Annotated in this window: 18 protein-coding genes and 1 riboswitch; of the genes, 7 read left to right on the forward strand and 11 right to left on the reverse strand. The window is 46.0% G+C overall.

Features of this window, described 5'->3' with window-relative positions; translation table 11 throughout:
* Positions 1-138: 138 nt before the first annotated feature.
* From ACT89M_RS23895 to ACT89M_RS23905, 3 genes are all read right to left on the reverse strand, one after another.
* A complete protein-coding gene (locus ACT89M_RS23895; protein WP_154891722.1) occupies positions 139-483 on the reverse strand; it encodes a YflT domain-containing protein in 345 nt (114 codons plus the stop codon).
* Positions 484-576: 93 nt separating this feature from the next.
* Positions 577-1,113, reverse strand: a complete 537-nt coding sequence (locus ACT89M_RS23900) for a hypothetical protein (protein WP_154891723.1) — start codon at positions 1,111-1,113, stop codon at positions 577-579.
* A gap of 68 nt (positions 1,114-1,181) precedes the next feature.
* Positions 1,182-1,691 (reverse strand): DUF948 domain-containing protein, encoded by a 510-nt coding sequence (locus ACT89M_RS23905; RefSeq protein WP_090924477.1) that lies wholly within the window; start codon positions 1,689-1,691, stop codon positions 1,182-1,184.
* Positions 1,692-1,913: 222 nt separating this feature from the next.
* On the opposite strand from ACT89M_RS23905, the gene ACT89M_RS23910 reads away from it, so the two are divergent.
* Positions 1,914-2,078 (forward strand): DUF1328 domain-containing protein, encoded by a 165-nt coding sequence (locus tag ACT89M_RS23910; RefSeq protein ID WP_090924476.1) that lies wholly within the window; start codon positions 1,914-1,916, stop codon positions 2,076-2,078.
* A 374-nt stretch (positions 2,079-2,452) separates the two neighbouring features.
* The gene (locus ACT89M_RS23915; protein WP_154891724.1) at positions 2,453-2,947 is read left to right on the forward strand and encodes a hypothetical protein; all 495 of its coding nucleotides are present in this window, start codon (positions 2,453-2,455) and stop codon (positions 2,945-2,947) included.
* Between the two features lie 105 nt (positions 2,948-3,052).
* Here the strand turns inward: ACT89M_RS23915 and ACT89M_RS23920 are convergent, their stop codons facing one another.
* Complete coding sequence (locus tag ACT89M_RS23920; RefSeq protein ID WP_090924474.1) at positions 3,053-3,982, reverse strand: cation diffusion facilitator family transporter; 930 nt, start codon at positions 3,980-3,982, stop codon at positions 3,053-3,055.
* Between the two features lie 245 nt (positions 3,983-4,227).
* On the opposite strand from ACT89M_RS23920, the gene ACT89M_RS23925 reads away from it, so the two are divergent.
* Positions 4,228-4,416, forward strand: a complete 189-nt coding sequence (locus ACT89M_RS23925) for a hypothetical protein (RefSeq protein WP_090924473.1) — start codon at positions 4,228-4,230, stop codon at positions 4,414-4,416.
* A 107-nt stretch (positions 4,417-4,523) separates the two neighbouring features.
* On the opposite strand, the gene ACT89M_RS23930 is transcribed toward ACT89M_RS23925, so the two are convergent.
* The 6 genes from ACT89M_RS23930 to ACT89M_RS23955 all read right to left on the reverse strand — a co-directional run bounded on the left by ACT89M_RS23930 (position 4,524) and on the right by ACT89M_RS23955 (position 13,443).
* Positions 4,524-6,149, reverse strand: a complete 1,626-nt coding sequence (locus ACT89M_RS23930; RefSeq protein ID WP_090924472.1) for an ABC-F family ATP-binding cassette domain-containing protein — start codon at positions 6,147-6,149, stop codon at positions 4,524-4,526.
* Between the two features lie 257 nt (positions 6,150-6,406).
* Positions 6,407-7,462 carry an MBL fold metallo-hydrolase gene (locus tag ACT89M_RS23935; RefSeq protein WP_308723221.1) on the reverse strand — a complete coding sequence of 352 codons (1,056 nt, stop codon included), beginning with the start codon at positions 7,460-7,462 and terminating at the stop codon, positions 6,407-6,409.
* A 92-nt stretch (positions 7,463-7,554) separates the two neighbouring features.
* Positions 7,555-7,827, reverse strand: coding sequence for a hypothetical protein (locus ACT89M_RS23940; RefSeq protein ID WP_154891725.1), 273 nt, complete (start codon positions 7,825-7,827; stop codon positions 7,555-7,557).
* Between the two features lie 7 nt (positions 7,828-7,834).
* Positions 7,835-8,869 (reverse strand): cytochrome d ubiquinol oxidase subunit II, encoded by a 1,035-nt coding sequence (locus ACT89M_RS23945; protein ID WP_090924469.1) that lies wholly within the window; start codon positions 8,867-8,869, stop codon positions 7,835-7,837.
* Positions 8,866-10,212: a cytochrome ubiquinol oxidase subunit I gene (locus ACT89M_RS23950; protein ID WP_090924468.1), complete on the reverse strand. Its 1,347-nt coding sequence runs from the start codon at positions 10,210-10,212 to the stop codon at positions 8,866-8,868. The genes ACT89M_RS23945 and ACT89M_RS23950 overlap by 4 nt, the downstream gene beginning before the upstream one ends.
* Before the next feature lie 381 nt (positions 10,213-10,593).
* Positions 10,594-13,443: an ATP-binding protein gene (locus ACT89M_RS23955; protein WP_308723220.1), complete on the reverse strand. Its 2,850-nt coding sequence runs from the start codon at positions 13,441-13,443 to the stop codon at positions 10,594-10,596.
* Positions 13,444-13,782: 339 nt separating this feature from the next.
* On the opposite strand from ACT89M_RS23955, the gene ACT89M_RS23960 reads away from it, so the two are divergent.
* Positions 13,783-14,481 carry a response regulator transcription factor gene (locus tag ACT89M_RS23960; protein ID WP_154891727.1) on the forward strand — a complete coding sequence of 233 codons (699 nt, stop codon included), beginning with the start codon at positions 13,783-13,785 and terminating at the stop codon, positions 14,479-14,481.
* Positions 14,482-14,563: 82 nt separating this feature from the next.
* Here ACT89M_RS23960 and ACT89M_RS23965 read toward each other — a convergent pair whose 3' ends face one another.
* Positions 14,564-14,980, reverse strand: coding sequence for a hypothetical protein (locus ACT89M_RS23965; RefSeq protein WP_253491378.1), 417 nt, complete (start codon positions 14,978-14,980; stop codon positions 14,564-14,566).
* A 253-nt stretch (positions 14,981-15,233) separates the two neighbouring features.
* On the opposite strand from ACT89M_RS23965, the gene ACT89M_RS23970 reads away from it, so the two are divergent.
* From ACT89M_RS23970 to ACT89M_RS23980, 3 genes are all read left to right on the forward strand, one after another.
* Positions 15,234-16,376: a virulence factor gene (locus tag ACT89M_RS23970; RefSeq protein WP_154891729.1), complete on the forward strand. Its 1,143-nt coding sequence runs from the start codon at positions 15,234-15,236 to the stop codon at positions 16,374-16,376.
* A gap of 172 nt (positions 16,377-16,548) precedes the next feature.
* Positions 16,549-16,767: riboswitch (Lysine riboswitch) on the forward strand.
* A 112-nt stretch (positions 16,768-16,879) separates the two neighbouring features.
* Positions 16,880-18,370, forward strand: a complete 1,491-nt coding sequence (locus ACT89M_RS23975; RefSeq protein ID WP_154891731.1) for an amino acid permease — start codon at positions 16,880-16,882, stop codon at positions 18,368-18,370.
* 138 nt (positions 18,371-18,508) lie between these two features.
* A complete protein-coding gene (locus ACT89M_RS23980; RefSeq protein ID WP_154891732.1) occupies positions 18,509-19,138 on the forward strand; it encodes a class D sortase in 630 nt (209 codons plus the stop codon).
* Positions 19,139-19,261: the final 123 nt, after the last annotated feature.

Here is a 19,261-nt window from a genome sequence, read left to right on the forward strand (position 1 = left end):
TGACTGAGGCAGAACTTGCAAAAACATAGATAAGGAATGGGGTTTCCCCCATTCCTTATCTATGTTTTTGATTAAGTCTGTCCCGGTTCACCGCAGGGCACTACTTGATATAACACTCCTACGCTCAGGATGTACATATTAGTCTTTCTTTTTGGCAATGATCAGTACCTTGCCTTTATCCAATTCACTTTCATAGAAATCAGCCTCGGCTTCGGTAAAACCCATCGATACGATTTTGGCCCGAAGTTCGTCACCGCGTGAACGGAACAGATTCGCCATGGAATCAAATACACCTTCCTCCTTGATGCCAATCTCGTTAGCATCTGCGGTATCTGCAATGCGATCTGTACGATCCTTCTCATGGGCAAGAACGAAGATATGATCAGCTAAGTATCCAGTCGTCTGCAGTTCTTTCACCGCTTCTACTGCTTGAACTCCGTTTTCTACCACTTTGGCATACGCCTGTGCATTGGTTGAATTCATCGTTTCCACTCTCCTCTGATTAATCTTCTTTATCGCGCTCTTATAGTATATAACCATACTATTTTACGTTGAAACGGAAGCTGGATCAGAATCTCAGGAAACCGTATCGTCGAAAAAGTCAACAGCGTCAATCTGCTTAGAGCCTGATTTCATATATACTTTAATCGCGTAATGACCACGAAGAAACACCTCGCCATCCTCAGCAACAGCGTAAGGCTCGCCCAAGATTTGATGAATAGCATCCATGTGCATTGGGACAGACTCCCCATTCAAGTTCAAGTAGTTATGCGAACCATCCACACGTATGAACTGAATCATGTCTGTGTCTTCACATATCCCCACATTTACATGACGAAAATGATATTCTGGACATCCCATATAAGGATCTTCTTTGATGGCATCTGGCTGACCTAACTTGGCAAATAATTCATGCTTTCCATCCTCTAGTGAAACGCCATTCAGAGTCCGAAACTGCTCGAACGTCTCGGAACGATCCATAGCCAGAGTCATCTCTGGCTCCTGTTCCTCCATTACCGTCCATTGCATGTCGTGAGCAGCTGGTGTTGCTGCCGGTTGAACGGAAAAGGGAGAAATTACGCTAAACATAGTCACTAGCAGTAGTTTCATCATGATTCTCACCCTTTCATCAAGTTCATCACCGCCCTGAAGGCTTCATCGATTATCAGAGAGCAGTCATGTTATTTACGCATCCGTTGCCACACATTAGCGGCGAGATCAATATAATTCATCCAGTTCTTCCCGCCCTTTGTTTTATCCTGATATGTAGCTTCGTAGGATTGCACGGTGCGCTCCGCAGGCGTCGCAGGTGGAGCTGTTACCTGATTGGATTCAGACGTTTTGCCTGCTTCTGCTTTGGAGGGTCTATTCTGAAATCGGGTCATCAGTGTAGTGGACACCTGCTTGGCAGCTGCCGTTACTTCACTCAGAACTTCTCCCAAATTCTCAACGGATTCCATTACCGGGTCAATCTTCTTCATTTTGTGCTGTACATCAGCCGTAATGTCATTGGCATGTCGTACTGTCTGTTTTACTTCATAACTGAGTTCATCAATCGTTTTTTGTACTTCCTGTAGTGTCTGAGAAACATTGTCCAGTGAGCTCTGGGCAGATTTTAACGTGCGAATCAAAAAGAAAACCAGTACAGCAAATGCCACTGCGATTAGGGCCACGCTCAATTGATAGATCATAAAAGAACCTCTCTTTCCATGATTGCGTTCGGTTTTGTTATTGCTATAGTTACCCGAGGTTTTCCCGGGCGAAACAAAAGAAAAATGGTCCTTCAGCGATGTATAGAAGAAGAAAAAAACACCATGTTTCAAGTCATTGGACCTCGGTTAAGGTTAGACTACACAGGGCAGTGAGACAGCACAGTTCACGCCACAAACTTTAACACGAAAGGATGAATTCTCATGTTAAAATGGTCTGTCATATTTCTGATTATTGCACTGGTTGCCGGTATTTTCGGGTTCTTCGGAATTGTTGAAGCGGCTGCTTCGATCGCAAAAGTACTGTTCTTCATCTTTGTAGTACTCTTCGTTATCTCCCTCATTACGGGACGAAGCCGAATGCGATAAAAGCGGATGTCTGAATCTGATGATTGCATTACATACGAAAGCCGATGATGCCTCCGGGCGCGTCGGCTTTTGTGCGTTCCAAGACAGGTACACCTACCTATTTTCTATATTTATGTATTACACTCCCTCCTGCTTTATTCCAAAACACACCGCCGAAGAGTCCTGAAAAACAGGACTTTAATGATATAGTCAGCCCGATTTTATGCCTCGTAAGTCTGATTTTTACAGGCTTTCTATTTACCCACATATGCGCCAGTTGACTCTGGAGGAACCAAGAAAAAATTGTTATAATTTGTGATTCATAGACCAGCTTGCTTGGTTACTTTTAACACAGGACATCAAAAACTACATATTTAACCGAGGAGGAAAAACAAATGAAAAAAATCGTAAGTTTTGCCGCTGCTTTAACATTGATGGGTTCCATGGCTGCCGCTGCAGGTGCCGAGGAAGCGGTTACCGGCACGGTAACACCAACAACTTCCGGTACTGAAGCAACTACAACTTCACCGGCAACAACAAAACCGGCTGTAGAAGTGAACAAACCTGCTGTTCAGACTGTTGAAGGCAAGGTTGAAACCGTTACAGGCAGTACCTACAGCGTAAATGGTAATAATCCTGTGCCTGGATCTGACTTAATGTTTGAAGAGCCGCTTGTAAAACCGGGTGACGAAGTTGTAATGCCAACCATGTTGCTCAACTTGCTGGAACGCACATGGTTCTATGATGCACCAAACGGTAAACCAATCGGTGCTCTGAGCGCGCAAGTTGTTGATACAACAGGTGAAATTGTTGACGGATTCGACGGCGGCGAATGGGTCCAAGTATACACTTGGAAAGGTAAAGCCTGGATTCACGTTGCGATTCAATAATATCGTATAATCGTTTCTAACATAAGTAAAGAGGACAGTACGCCACACTCGCGTCTGTCCTCTTTTTGATATATCTATTTTGTGAAAACTCCTGCTTTAAGTGATTTATGGCAGGTGTGTTTCTTCAGATCGAGGCTCTACATGTACATGAACGTGCATAATGTTATGCGAACGTTTCAGTCGTGCCTCCACCTGATTACAGATTTCATGACCTTCTACCAGTGTTAATCCTCCGTCCACTTCAATGACTACATCTACCAAAACATGGCTACCATGTACTCGTGCCTTCACATCCTTGATCGTTTCTACACCAGGAACTCGGGCAACGGCAGATCTTAAATCCGTCAACTGCTTTTGATCAAATCCATCGGTAAGCAGATGAGTCGAATCACGGAAAATTTCCCAGGCTGTTTTACAAATTAGCAGACCTACCAGGATAGCAGCCACTTTATCCAGCCAAGGGAGTCCAAATTGTGAACCAACGATGCCAACGGCAGCACCGATACTCACCCAGGCATCGGAACGATTATCTTTAGCCGCCGCGTGCAAAGCCTGGCTATTAATTTTCTGGGCTAGACGCGAGTTGTAACGGTACACCCCCAGCATAACCACAGCACAGATCAAAGCTACGCCGGCTGCCCACAGGTTCGGAGCAGTGTAATCGCCAGCATACCAGGATCGTACCGCCTCAACCAATACTTGAAGTCCTACAACTGCCATAATAAATGAGGCAAGTAATGCCGCAATCGTTTCGGCCCGAAAATGACCATAGGCATGATCCGAATCCGGCGGTTTTTGCGATATGCGCAGGCCAACTAATACCGCGACAGAAGCCACAATGTCCGTAGCATTATTGATTCCGTCTGCAACCAGAGCACTGGAAGCAAACAAATACCCACAAATCAACTTAAATGCAGATAATACGAGGTAAGCCGCGATGCTAATCCAGGCTCCCCGCTCTCCTTTACGTATCTCTTCATAAGCGTTCAAGGGGACGACACTCCTTTTCACGTTTCCAATAACTAGTTTTTCCATGGTACCAAATGCAAGCCGTGTGGGTCTATAGAAACAGTGTTGCCGGGTAGCATGGCTGTAGGCAAGCCGAAACAAAGTTTCCAAGAGGCAGGGCTTTAGTGATGAAGAAACAATGTTGGTTCAGGTAAAACTGGTGGAAAACGGCATTTTATCAGGTTGCCCTTGTGAGGCCTTTATAAAACGTATAAAATGAGTACATCCCGTCCAAATTGGACGGCTTACTGCAAGACCGGGAGGGATATATAATGAGCGAAAATAATGAACCGAAAAAGGTCAGCTTGCAAGACGCGATCCGTCAAAAGCTGGCACAAAAGAAAGAACAGCAAAACTCCGGCAACCAGTCGGGTGCTTACTTTGAAGGCGGCCCTAAAGCCATGAAGAGCCAGAACAACAAAAAGCCGAACAACCAGCGTCGCCGTACAGGCGGGTCTTAGGTTCGCGCCAGCATAAGAGCTGTATATCAGCATGAGCACGACAAAAAACCGCATGCCCTCCACTAGGAGGACTTGCGGTTTTTGGCTTGCACGTATTTAAAGTGGAATTAAGCTTCCACCGGGTACATTTTGTTGCGCAGTTCTTTGATTTCGTCGCTTTCCAGATATTCATCATAGCTCATTTGACGATCAATCAGGCCTGTAGGCGTGATTTCGATAATCCGGTTTGCGATCGTTTGGATGAACTGATGGTCATGGGAAGTAAACAACATCGTTCCATCAAAGTCAATCATACCATTATTTAGTGCAGTAATGGATTCGAGATCCAAGTGGTTCGTTGGCTCATCGAGAATCAATGCGTTTGCACCTGTCTGCATCATTTTCGCCAGCATACAGCGAACTTTCTCTCCCCCGGAGAGTACGCTAGCCTTCTTCTGGGACTCCTCACCAGAGAACAACATACGGCCCAGGAAGCCACGCAGATACGTTTCATCCTGATCTTTGGAATACTGACGCAACCAATCTACGAGTGTCATATCCACACCGTCAAAGAATTGGGAGTTATCTTTCGGGAAATAAGCCTGAGTTGTCGTCACACCCCAAGTATATTCACCGCTGTCCGCTTCCGTTTCACCCATGAGAATATCAAACAATAGTGATTTGGCATTTCCGTTCGGGCCAACAAATGCAATTTTGTCACCTTTGTTCACCACAAAGCTCACATCTTTCAACATTTCCACACCATCGACGGATTTGTGAATACGATCCACCGTCAGCAATTGTTTCCCTGCTTCACGCTCAGGTTTGAAGTTAATAAACGGATATTTACGGTTGGATGGACGAAGGTCATCCAATGTGATTTTGTCGAGTTGTTTCTTCCGGGAAGTCGCCTGTTTGGACTTCGAAGCATTCGCGGAGAAACGTTGAATAAAGGCTTGCAGCTCTTTAATCTTCTCTTCTTTTTTCTTGTTGGCATCCCGTTGCAACGCAAGAGCCAATTGGCTGGACTCATACCAGAAGTCATAGTTACCTACGTACATCTGAATTTTACCAAAGTCAATATCTGCGATATGCGTACATACCTTGTTCAGGAAGTGACGGTCATGGGATACAACAATAACGGTGCCTTCATAATCCATCAAGAAGTTCTCAAGCCATTGAATGGATTCGAGATCCAAGTGGTTGGTAGGCTCATCGAGCAACAGGTTGTTTGGACGGCCAAACAACGCTTGTGCCAGCAATACGCGAACTTTTTCGTTCCCGCTCAGCTCTATCATTTTTTTGTCATGCATGTCACGATCAATGCCCAGACCGATCAGGAGTGCCGCTGCATCCGGCTCAGCATCCCAGCCGTTCTGCTCAGCGAACTCCCCTTCAAGTTCACCTGCACGCAAACCGTCTTCTTCTGTGAAGTCTGCCTTCGCATACAAAGCATCCTTCTCTTTCATGATGGAATACAGACGAGCGTGACCCATAATAACCGTTTCGAGAACCGGATACTCATCATATTCAAAGTGGTTTTGCTTCAAAACGGCCATACGTTCGCCCGGGGTGATGTGCACCTCTCCCGAGTTGGCTTCAATCTCACCGGACAAAATTTTCAAAAACGTTGATTTGCCGGCTCCGTTCGCACCGATCAGGCCGTAACAGTTGCCTGGCGTGAATTTGATATTCACATCTTCAAAAAGTGCACGTTTTCCGTAGCGGAGCGTGATGCCGCTTGTACTGATCATTAAGCATACCATCCTTTATTCGTTAATCTGCATACTGCATGAATAGCAACCTGCGTAAAATCATGGATTCAATATCCGATGCCTATTCTGGCACCATATTATAACACAAAAAAGCGGCAAATTCGAAAATCAGCCGCTTTTTACGGATTAAAGTTTTGGTAAATATGCTGTTCATGCACGTATATTTATAGATTACCATATCTGGCTGGCTTTTGTTAGCCCAGTTATTGTACTTTTCATGGAATTTTAATGAATAATCACTCGGTCTCATCAGCTTCATGTCGAATGCGAAGAGTCTCGCCATGTCCCAGCACCCGAATCCGTTCCTTGGCAATACCGAGCCGTTCTCTCTCCGCCTCCAGCCGGTCCAGTGCTTCCTTGGGTGTGTCGTCCGCCAGCTTGAAGGTTCCATAATGCATGGGCACCATAAGCTGTGAGCCTGTCTCCACGAATCCTTGCAAGGCTTCCTCTGGTGTCACATGCTGGGAAGTCATAAACCATTCGGGATCATACGCGCCAATCGGCATCAGCGTTACGCCAATGTCGAAGCGTTCACCAATCGTTTTGAACTCCTTGAAATACCCGGTATCCCCGACAAAATACAGGACAGGTGGATAACCTCCTGCTTGTTTGTCATCGTGAGCTTTCTGCGATTCAGAAATTGCTGAAGCGGACTGTTCCGGCACTTCTCTTGCTGCCGCACTCTCTTCTGATGCATGTACGACATGATTTGGCTCCAATACGTAACCGCCCCAGTGGGACGTATTGGTATCAAATAACGTTCGGCGTGTCCAGTGCTGAGCAGGCACAAACGTAATCTTCACTCCACTAAGCACCATATGATCCCACCATTTCATCTCCTGACAGCGGTGAAATCCCTTACGGATCATCTTGCGTTTCAAGCCGTCCGGCACAATCAGCAGTGTCTTCGATGTAATCAATTTGCGCAGGGAAGCCAAATGCAAGTGATCATAGTGTGAGTGAGAGATAAGGATGACGTCGAGCGGTGGAATATCCTGAATCGGAATGCCGGGGTCACCCAGCCTGCGTTGGAATCCCATCTTTTCCGCCCACACCGGGTCGGTCACGATATTCAGTCCATAATATTGGATGAAAAAGGTGGAGTGTCCGATCCACGTGATCGTGGTTTCTTCCCGGTTGGCATGTAAATAATCCAGTTCAGGCTCGTGCTTCGGCACCTTGTAGGAATAGTCCTTTACTTTGCGGCGCCGCTGTTCTCTCCACTGCTTGAACTCCTTCAGCGTTTTGTCTGTACTGACATTATCGATATTGTTATAACGAATTTTGGGCATGAAGGGGCCTCCTCCCTTCCTCAGTTCTTAACATCAGATTACCCGTATCGGCAGTGGACGTACCACCTGACATAAGTACAGTGTCAATGTAATCAGTCCTTTGGATTTTTGCATACCGCCATATAGATAAACAGAAAGACAATCGCGGTCACCATAATCAGAGGCGGAGCATACATGATCGTAAACGTCTCAAAAAAGCTAAGCCCCGTGATGCCCGGTATGCCTTTCACCCCTTCTTCCAAAAACGGATGCAAGTGCAATCCCGGATAAATACCTGCGGGCCATGCAGATCTCAGCACCGAAAGTTGCCGGGGTAGCAGAGCAGACAGCATATAGAGAATATTCGAAATCGTCGTCGCAAACATGGCGAAGTCATCCTTTCTTTTTCCCGGCGTTACCGCGTACATAATTGGCATCAAACAGGAACAGCTTCATAATCAGCACCAGAGATGGGATGAGCACCAGGAGCCCGAGACTGAATGCTGTGATCAGCGCAATCCCCATCGTTCGGTTCGTGAAGCTATCGTAAATATTGATGTACGGGTACAGAATATAGGGCAGATGTGAGCGACCATATCCGTACCAAGCAAAGGCAAACTGGAGCATCACCGCGATAAAACACCAGCCCAGGTATTTCTCCTTCCACACAAGCGACACCGCGATAACAAAACAGATAAAGGATGCGATAAACATCCAGGACATGTCCACCATACGTTCAAAGTGAGCCGGATTTTGTTTGTTAATTTGCAGAAAAGCCAGAAAACTCGCAAAAATCGTGGGCAAGCTCCACAACAGCGCATACTCCCGAAGTACGCCAAAGGCCGGTTCATCCCCGGCCCGCTTCGCGTAATAGGACAGGAACATCGCCGAAATGTACAGTACACTCACCAAAGCGAGCAATACAACAGACCATGTATAGGGATTTGTCAAAAATTCACGCCAGCGAAAGAACACCTTTTCGCCCACCTGTTCGATAATCCCGCCTTCGGATATCGCCAAAATTGTGGAGAACACTGCCGGGATCAGCAATCCCGTTGCTCCGTACAATGCCAGATAGATTCTGCTATTTTTCCCGTGGTTACCATAAGTATTGTAGGCGTAATACACTCCCCGGATCGCCAGTAGAACAATCGCCAGCGAACCCGGAACAAGCAGGGCTGTACCGTAATAGAACGCACTGTCGGGATAGAAGCCGACCAGCCCCACGACAAAGAAGATGAGAAACACATTCGTCACTTCCCACACCGGTGAGAGGTAGCGCTGAATAATGTTATGAATTTTGTTTTCATGTCCGGTCAATATGCTGTAAAAACTGAAGAAACCCGCGCCGAAGTCAATCGACGCCACGATCAGATAACCGAACAGAAACGTCCACAATATCGCGATGCCCGCAATTTCAAAGCTCAATGCACGATGCCTCCTTCCAGGCCAAGCGAATCCAGTTCCTTCTCCGCTTCCTTGTTACGGAACAACTTGCTGATCACACGAATGCACGAGAAACACAGCACCAGATACAGCAGGATAAAAAGCACGAGCATCCACCCCACCGAAGTCGAGGTCGTCGCCGCCTCGGACACCTTCATATATCCGCGCAAAATCCATGGCTGTCTGCCCACCTCGGCAAACATCCAGCCAAGTTCAATCGCAATCATCGCCAGTGGGCCAAGAAGCACGATGCCAAGCAGTAGCCATTTCGGATAAGGTTTGCGTCCGGGCAACCAGCGGCGTAACACGTACAACACGGGGATCAGCAGGATAATGACTCCTGTTGTTACTTTCAGGTCAAACATATAATGAATGGACAACGGCGGCCTGAGATCGGCAGGATATTCTTCCAGTCCCTTCACTTCTGTATCCGGTCGGTTACCAGCCAAAATGCTCAGCGCATAAGGGATTTCGATGGCATATTTGACCTCGTTGTTTTCATCGAGAATACCGCCATACACCAGCGGTGCTTCCTTCATCGTTTTGAAATGCCACTCGGCAGCGGCCAGCTTCTCCGGCTGATATTTCGCCAGAAATTTACCAGAGGAGTCACCGATCATGACGGTGCTGATCGCAAACACAAGCGCAGATACTGTTGTGAGCTTGAGTGCTTTTTTGTAATAAACATGATCTCGTCCTCGCAGCAGACTGAATGCCGCAATCCCTGCCAATACACCGGCACTCAAGGTATAGGAGGAAGCAAGCACGTGGGATACTTTCGTTGGTGTCGCCGGGTTAAGCATCGCGGCAATGGGATCGATATCTTTCATGATGCCGTTAATCAAGGTGAAACCTTGTGGCTGGTTCATGAACGAGTTCACGGTTGTGATAAATATCGCGGAAGCGGATGAGCCAAGAGCGACCGGAATGAGCAACAACATGTGCGTGTATTTCTTTTTGAAACGATCCCAAGTGTATAGGTAAATCCCGAGAAAAATCGCTTCTACGAAAAAAGCAAATGTCTCCATAAAAAGCGGCAACGCAATCGCTTGACCAGCGACACGCATAAACATGGGCCACAGCAAGCTCAGCTGTAAGCCGATGGATGTGCCTGTGACTACACCTACGGCCACCGTAATGACAAAACCTCTCGCCCATCGACGAGCCAGCAAGGTGTAATGAATGTCATTGGTACGTAGCCCCCGCCATTCAGCCAAAGCAATCATGAGCGGAACACCTACACCAATCGAAGCAAAGATGATATGCACAAACAGGGTCAGACCGGTTAGAATCCGGCTGAGCAGTACAGGGTCCAGAGATGACATGGGTACACTCCTCTTTCAGCGTAATCGTTATTGTTGTTTGATTGTTTCGTTGAATCGTTATGGGTTATGTACATGCCTGAACGGATTTTTAATAACTCATAATACGAATGATGCTTTTGACTACGGCGTACAGTACAACTACAGCCGCCACCAAACAAACGATGATGAGCGTTTTCTCTTGTTTGCGAAACATATACGTGGTGCCCTCCTTTTGCACAGAATGCAAATTATGGCTCTATATACAGTGTGTAAAAGTTCCCGTTTTTTTATCCCAGATGACGAAAAACAAAGTTAGAACAATAAAAAAAGCCTTTACCTTTCCGCACGGTCACGTGCCAAAAGATAAAAGCTCACGATATTATAATAACGATATGTTAAGAACTAGAGAACAACGTCCTGTTTGGGCAACCTGACTTTGAACGTACTGCCTTTCCCTGGCGCCGACATGAAGGTCAGACTTCCTTGATGATCCTCCACAATTTTGCGGGAGATATACAGACCGAGGCCCGTGCCACCAATCTGACGATGATCCGAATTATCTACACGATAGAATTTGTTAAACAGTAGATCCTTCTCACTCTCGGCAATCCCTATGCCATAATCCCTTACATCGATGCACAGTGCTCCCTCTTCTTCCCATAATGTGACGTCGATTCGCTCTGCTCCTGGAGAGTACTTTACCGCATTGCCTATCAGATTATGCAATACTTGAACCATCCGGTTCTGATCCGCATAAGCAAAGAGATCACCATTAAAGACATGCACATAGATCCGCTGAGAAGACTTCATGTTCCATTGTTCTGCTACACCTTCAACAAGGTCCACGAGAGGAACGTAGGTCATATGATAAGTCATCCCTTCATTGTCGAGACGCTGGATATCAAGCACATCATCCAGCAAGCTGCTCAGACGTTTGCCTTCAGACGCAATAGTCTCCATAAACTCCTTACGTTGGGATGTCGGGAGGTCATACATTAACATCAGTTCAACATATCCCATGATGGTAGCCACAGGTGTACGAAGTTCATGAGAAACAACGCTAATCAACTCGTTTTTCATCCGGTTCAGCCGCTCTTCACCCGTTAAGTCACGAAATACGAGCAGGAATCCATGATTTTTCCCTGGCACGTCCATCTGTTTCATGTACAACGAAAAAACGCTTTGCTCCACGTTATCAAAATAGAAATTGGTCTCGATGAATGCTTGTTCTCCATCCAGAAATGCTCTTGTCTGTTCTGTCAGATTGAAGTTATCCGTCTGTACCATCGAATCGATGGCTTGAGCCAAGTCAGTGATGGATTCTCCTAGAAAATTACCTAGTCCAAACATCTCTTCTATTCGGCGATTCACAATTGTAATCGTGCCTGAACGGTCAGACATGACAAGTCCTTCGCGAACCGATTCAATGAATTGTTCACTGATATCGCGCTGTTCCTGAATTGCTGCCTTCTCTTGGAACAACTCCAGGTTAAGGTGCTCCAATACAAGGGCATGACGCACCCGGTCTTCTTCTGCACGAGTACGTTCTGTAATATCTTTGATGAACAGATTGTATAACGTCTCGTTTTTCCCCAATTGAATCTCTACAATTCGATACTCAATCGGAAAAACGGAGCCGTCATTGCGAACACCTAATATTTCATCAACCGTGATATACCGTTTGCCTTCGACATACTCATATTGCTCTAACATCAACTTAATTTCCTGTAAACTAATCCCCTGGAAAAGAGATGAGGCTTCCTTCTGCAACAAAACCTCTTCCCGCCCCAATCCAAACATCCTTTCGGCCTCAGGGTTAAACTCAATGATCACCCCTTGGCAATCAACCGAGATAATGGCATCAATTGAAGATTCAATAATGGCACGTTTAATGCCTTCGCTGTTCTTCAGTTCCTTCGTACGAGCAATGACCCTGTCCTCCAGTGTTAACTTATCGAGTCGAATCTGTTCGAATTGTTCGAGTAACACATCCGCCATCTTGCGTAAGTTTCCAATGAGGATCTGCACTTCGGTCACATGACTGCTCGGCCAATCCATATTTCCGTTTCGAAAAAGTAGACGAGGAAGAGAACCTGTTAACCGGGTCAAACGAAGTAAGGGACTAACCACTTTGCTACTCAAAGGAGCTGCCACAATCATGGATGTAACGATAATAACGAATAAAGATTGAAAAGTAGTCAGATAGATCTTCTCAATTTGCGTGTAATACTGGGACGAATTGGTTTCAACAAACACCTGATAAGGGGTAATAGCCGTTTCCTCAGCCTCATAGATAAAAGAAGCTTGCCTCCAATGATCCAATATATCGCTGTAATGAGCTTTCTCTGAATTTAAAAGAATTGGGCCGCTCCTGGATGTCAGCACCTGAAAACTATCCAGGTTTATGAATTCTCCCGGAAGATACTCGGGGATTCCAGAAACAACGACAGTTCCACGCTGATCTAGTAAAATCACATTCATACCCAGCAAATGGTGGTAACGCTCTACATTTTCTGCAAGGTTATCCGGCGTTACATACTGTTCATCTAAATCCTGAACCACAGCATTCGCTGCATGTTTCATATCCCGTAAGATGGATTCGTTCATCTGGCTCAATTGTCTGCGACTATCCACTGACAACAGGACAAGAGAGACAAACACAACAAAAGTAACCACATATTTAAAAGCAATTCTCGCTAGGGGGATCGTGCCTGCACGTTTCGCCTGATGTTCACCCAAAGTGATCCAAAAATCAACCACAATGCCTGCTATCAGGGCGTTGACCATGCTCACGACAGCCACGTACATATATTCATATTTGGTCACTTCCACAGTCAGGCCTAAAACATAATATCCGTAACCAATTGCAGGAAGTAACATCACAATCCAGAACACAGCGTTAGCTTTGATCAGACTGCCTTTTTTATAATACCTCTGCCACCCCAGCATCCAGATCAGCTCTATAAAATGTCCAGCCATGACATAAAGGTTATGCGAATCCAGCCCAATGATTAGGCTTTTAGATAGATAGACTAACGTAAGTGATACAAAACCGTATATCCCTCCATACAAACGAAGGGCAACCAATGCTGTGGCACTAATGAGTACAAATTGAACACCATAGAACAATGTAAACGGAAAAATGGAACTTAGTGTGCCAAAGAACACCAGAAGACATGTTCCAATCCAGGGTCTTCTCAGGTGCAGTAGAATCCGTTCCAACAGGTTCCTCGCTTCCGTTATCCCATACATATACATCTGTCCTCACCGTGGATTCGAGGTACTTCTGCCCTCTTTGTTCTCTCTAACAACATCTGTTCCCCCTAATAGCTGGCGATAACTTCGAACCTTTTTTCCCTTTAAGCACTCTGATCCATTATACTTTAATTAACATTCAAAATACGTATGGCAAAAATTATGATTCGGCAAAAAAAGTAATCTCATGATAAACTACACTATCAAGGTAAAGTCTTTTTGCAAGTTGGTGCTACTTCCTATATTCTGGAATAGAACCATTAAATTTTTTGCGGTATTTTTCATCATTTCATCGTAATTTCTTAACAAATCCTCGTTCGTAAGGAGTGTGAAGCTATGTCAATCAAAGTACTTCTTATAGAAGATGAAAAGAATTTAGCGGACATGATCGCTTTTTTTCTTGATGAGGAAGGATACATAACCGAGCGGGTTCATCATCCCCGTGAAGCACTTCATTTATTTTCCCAGTTTCAACCTGATATTGTGGTGACAGATTTGATGTTGCCCGAAATTGACGGTAACGAACTTGTTGACTCTTTTCGGCAACATTCCACCGTTCCTGTCCTGATGATATCTGCGAGTACGATGTTAAATGATCGACTTCGAGCCTTACATAACGGTGCTGACGATTTCCTCTGCAAGCCGTTTAGTCTGAAAGAGTTGGACGCCAGAATTAAAGCATTGTTACGCAGGTCGATTATCACTTACCAGGATAAACCCGTTAAAGAGAATCAGCCATCTGAAATGACAGGTCACATTAGTGTAAATGAATACAGGAGAACGCTATTTGTAGATAGTGTTGAAATCGATGTAACCCATATCGAATTTGAGATTATGAAGGAATTGTATCGCAATCCGGGCAAAGTATTTACCCGTAATGAACTGATGGACCGCATCAAAGGCTCAGAACGCGCCTATCTGGATCGAACCATCGACGTACATATCTCTAGTCTTCGCAAAAAAATAGAGCCCGACCCCAAAAATCCCCGTTTTATTAAAACGGTATGGGGTACAGGCTATAAATATATGGTCTAGTTGGTCGTAGGTACAGCCATCACAAAACATAAACATAACAAAGCTGTATAAAAACAGTTGCAAGCACCATGCTTCTTTCGTTTTACCTGATGTGTAAAGCGGAAGGCATGGTTATTGGTGTTTCGTACCCGAAAGTTTGCAGCCATTTCTCGATGCCGCTAACCAATTGATCGGGGTCTTGTTCATTCCAGAGCATCAACTTCGTAACACCAATACCTGTAATCTGTTGCAGATGACGCTTACGAACCAAGGATGTAAAATCGGTAATGACCAGTAGAGGAACATCCGGTACAAAAGCACGGATGGCTTTCGCCGCGGCTATGGCCTGATCAGCGTTCCTATAATCCACAATGCAAAAACGGGAATTCTCCCAATCCCCTCTTCCTGTTCCCTTTACTGAATCTGATGGCGCAGAAGCAATCCAATCCTCAAACAAAGGTTTGATTTTCTCAAAGTTAATACAACGCTCTCCATCCGTTAGCACAGTAACAGGCTCCATAGATATAACCTCCAATAGCTTCTTACCTATATTGTGTCAGGTTTCATTTAAAAATGTTTGTGCACGAACATGAAAGAAGTGTTAACAATCTTCGCACTTCTTCACATACCTGCGCTAATGCTTCTCCTCGGCATGTAATTTCGCAGTTTTCCTGATTTCATGTAAAATAGAGGTGTCCGTTAAAATAAAGGTACTGTGTGATTTATTTTACGGGAGCTTATGTATCAATCTGCTATTATAGGAGGTTTCAACCATGAATATAGTTTCCATTGAACCAACACCGAGTCCAAATACGATGATGTTACATCTCGACGAACGTCTGGAAGACGGGATTCGCAGAACCTATACACTGGACAACGAACGTTCAGCCCCGGCGTTTATTCGCCAGATGTTACACATTCCAGGCGTGAAAAGTGTATTCCACACGACCGACTTCGTTGCTCTGGATCGTAAAGGCAATGCAGACTGGTCTGTGATTCTTGGTGAAGTACAGAGCCGTCTGGGTCAGGAAAGCGTAAATCTGGACTGGATTGAATCAGAAGATGCTTCAGGTGAACACTTTGGAGAAGCACAAGTTTTTGTTCAGTTTTTCCGCGGAGTGCCGATGCAAATTCGCGTCAAAGCCGGAACGAAAGAGGAACGGATTTCACTGTCAGACCGTTTTGTCAAAGCCGTTACGGAAGTTGCCAGCGCTACAATGATCAAAGAACGTAAACTGAGCGATTACGGGGTACGGTACGGTGAGCTACCGGATATTGCGCGTGAAGTTGAACAAGAACTGGAAGCGGCTTATCCACCGGAGCGATTGGAGCAGGTTATTCAGCAAGCTATTGCGCATGGTACAAATACAGAAGAATTCGTTGAGCATCGGCGTGCGCTGGTTGGACCGGAACTGGAAGAAGCTCTTCAGAATGAAGACTGGAATGTACGCTATGCCGCACTGGATGGTATGGAACCAACAGAGGAAAGACTGCATCTGGTAGCAAAGGCACTGCGTGACAGCAAAATGCAAATTCGTCGCTTGGCCGTTGTCTATCTGGGGGATATTCGTACACCTGAAGCGATGGAACTTCTGTACGAAGCGCTTCGGGACAGTTCTCCCGCTGTACGGCGTACTGCCGGGGATACTTTATCAGACATCGGCGACCCTGTTGCCACACCGGCCATGATTGAAACGTTGACGGACAAGAGCAAACTTGTGCGCTGGCGTGCGGCTCGTTTTCTGTATGAAGTCGGAACCGAAGAAGCGGAGCAGGCTTTACGTCTCGCCGCGGAAGATCCCGAATTTGAAGTGAGCTTGCAGGCCAAAATGGCGCTAGAACGTATCGAGTCTGGTGAACAGGCGGCCGGAACGGTGTGGCAGCAGATGGCAGGACGAAATAAAAAGCAGGATTAGATTTATCTTTTAGTTTTGTCCTTTAGGAACCTTCCAGGGAACAATCCAACATTTGTTATTGCACTGTAAATCGATGAGCGGTATACTTGTTTTCTGTTTGATTAACAGGTTACACGCTGCTCAAAGCGTGATTTCTAATTTCATAAACAATAGATACACCTCATCCATTGCATGGTGAGGTAGAGGTCGCGGGTGCGATCAGTAAGCTGAAGAAGGCGCTAGGAGCCGCTGTTGAGATCAGCCGAAAGGTGTACCCGCCGAAGTTTACTGGACGTTCCTTTATCGGTCCGGTGAGCTGGGGCTGCAGCCGAAAGGTGCAGAACTGTCACAGAAGTATTCGTATCTTTTTCTAAAAAAGGTATGACTTCTTCTGTGTTGAGCTATCTTAATCATCTGGGACATGGTGCGGATATAAATATCAAGACCGCAGGCTCATGCCTGTGGTCTTTTTTTGTTTATGGATCTATGATCTGCATCAGCAATACAATTGAAGGAGTGTTTTCATGCAAGACCGCAGCAACCAATCACACACAACAACAACTGGACCTACACTGAAAAAAGGATTGCGTGCACGTCACATGACCATGATTGCCCTGGGCGGCTCCATTGGTACCGGACTCTTTCTGGCAAGTGGTACAGCCATCTCCACTGCCGGCCCTGGCGGTGCATTACTTGCCTACGCGGCTGTGGGAATCATGGTTTATTTCCTCATGACCAGCTTGGGAGAACTCGCAACCTTTATGCCGGACTCCGGTTCTTTTAATACGTATGCCGCACGTTTCGTTGACCCCGCTCTCGGCTTCGCCATGGGCTGGAACTTCTGGTACAACTGGGCGGTAACGATTGCCGCCGAACTCGCTGCGGCTACCGTTCTGATTAAATATTGGTTCCCGGACAGCTCATCCATGTTATGGAGTCTGCTGTTCCTGGTACTGATCTTTGCCTTGAATATCCTGTCCGTCAAAGGATACGGGGAATCGGAGTATTGGTTTGCCATTATCAAAGTGGCCACAGTTATTATCTTCCTGAGTGTCGGCGTATTAATGATCTTTGGTATTCTAGGCGGTGAAGCTGTTGGCTTCAGCAACTTTACAATCGGTGATGCACCATTCCACGGTGGCTTCTTCGCTGTGCTCGGCGTGTTTATGGCCGCGGGTTTCTCCTTCCAGGGAACGGAATTGATCGGTGTCGCCGCAGGTGAAAGTGAGAATCCACGCGAAAACGTACCTCGTGCCATTCGCCAGGTCTTCTGGCGTATTCTGATCTTTTACATTTTGGCGATTACTGTAATCAGTTTGATTATTCCTTACACTCACCCGAATCTGCTCAAAGGTGATCTGGAGAACATCGGGGTCAGTCCGTTTACGCTTGTCTTCGAAAAAGCAGGACTTGCGATTGCGGCTTCTGTCATGAATGCCGTCATCCTGACTTCCGTGCTCTCTGCCGGCAATTCCGGCATGTACGCTTCAAGCCGTGTGCTCTATGCACTTGCCCGGGATGGCAAAGCTCCACGTTTTCTTGGCAAGCTGAATAAACGAGGCATTCCGATGAACGCGCTGCTTGTCACAACCGCTGTTGGCATGCTTGCATTTTTGGCTTCCCTCTTCGGTGACGGTATCGTCTATACTTGGTTGCTGAATGCATCCGGCATGTGTGGATTCATTACGTGGCTGGGTATTGCGATCAGCCATTACCGCTTCCGAAGAGCCTATGTCGCACAAGGCCGGGATTTGAGAGATTTGCCTTACCGTGCGCGGTGGTTCCCGTTTGGGCCGATCTTTGCCTTTGTGCTGTGTATTATCGTTATTCTTGGACAGAACTATCAGGCATTCACAGGTGACCAGATCGACTGGAGTGGAGTCCTTGTTGCTTACCTGAGTGTACCGTTATTCCTGATACTATGGCTCGGTTACAAATGGATTAAAAAGACCAAAGTTGTCCCTCTACAGGAATGCGACTTCACACCTGCTGAATCTTCAGGTATTAAGGAGTAAAAGACTAATCCTCATCCCCTGTTCTACAGAGCAATCTGTTTGGAACAGGGGATTTTTCTGTCCATATTTTGTATAGGTTGATCCGTACAATAGATAAGGGAACACCTATTATACTCTCAACCGAAGGAGAGATGTACTTTGAAAAAGTGGTCTGTCCTGCTTGTGCTATTAGGCCTGTTGACGATCAGCTTTCCAACGCTGCAAGGAATGTATTATGACTGGCAGCAGAGCCGAGTCCTGAGTGAACTGAAACATCTTCAGTCCGGCCTGTCTCAACTGAATCTTACCTTTGAACGCAGTATAGATACCGGTCATTCAGACCAAGAGGGAACTACCGGGGACATTGCCGCCAATAATTCCCTTGCACCCGGAACACTTGGAATTATCTCTATTCCGGTTATTGATGTGCGCTTGCCTATTCTGGAAGGTGCGACTCAGGAAAATATGAAGTTTGCTGCAGCCCATCTGATGGAGACAGCTTCAATCGGACAATCTGGTAATGCGGCGATTGCTGCTCATCGTGCTCATCGAAAAGGTCGATTATTCAACCGGCTGGGTGAGCTTCAAATGGGCGACTCTGTAGAGATCATACTTGCCAATCAAACAACCATACACTACAAAATCGATCAGATTTCCGTTGTAGAGCCTTCCGATGTATCTGTTCTGGAAGACCCGGGCCTTGGAGAAGTTCTAACGTTGATCACCTGTGATCCGCTGATCGATGCAACACATCGGCTCATTATACGCGCTGTAAAAGTAAACACTTAAATGGACTGCTACACCGTGATACAGCCTTAACCAAGAAAAAAACGTCAAAACACCCTCCCGCCTGCTCACGAAGATCAATTCTTCGTGGCATAGGCCGGAGGGTGTTTGATTATACGTTATTCG

Source organism: Paenibacillus sp. NN59, from assembly GCF_057597225.1.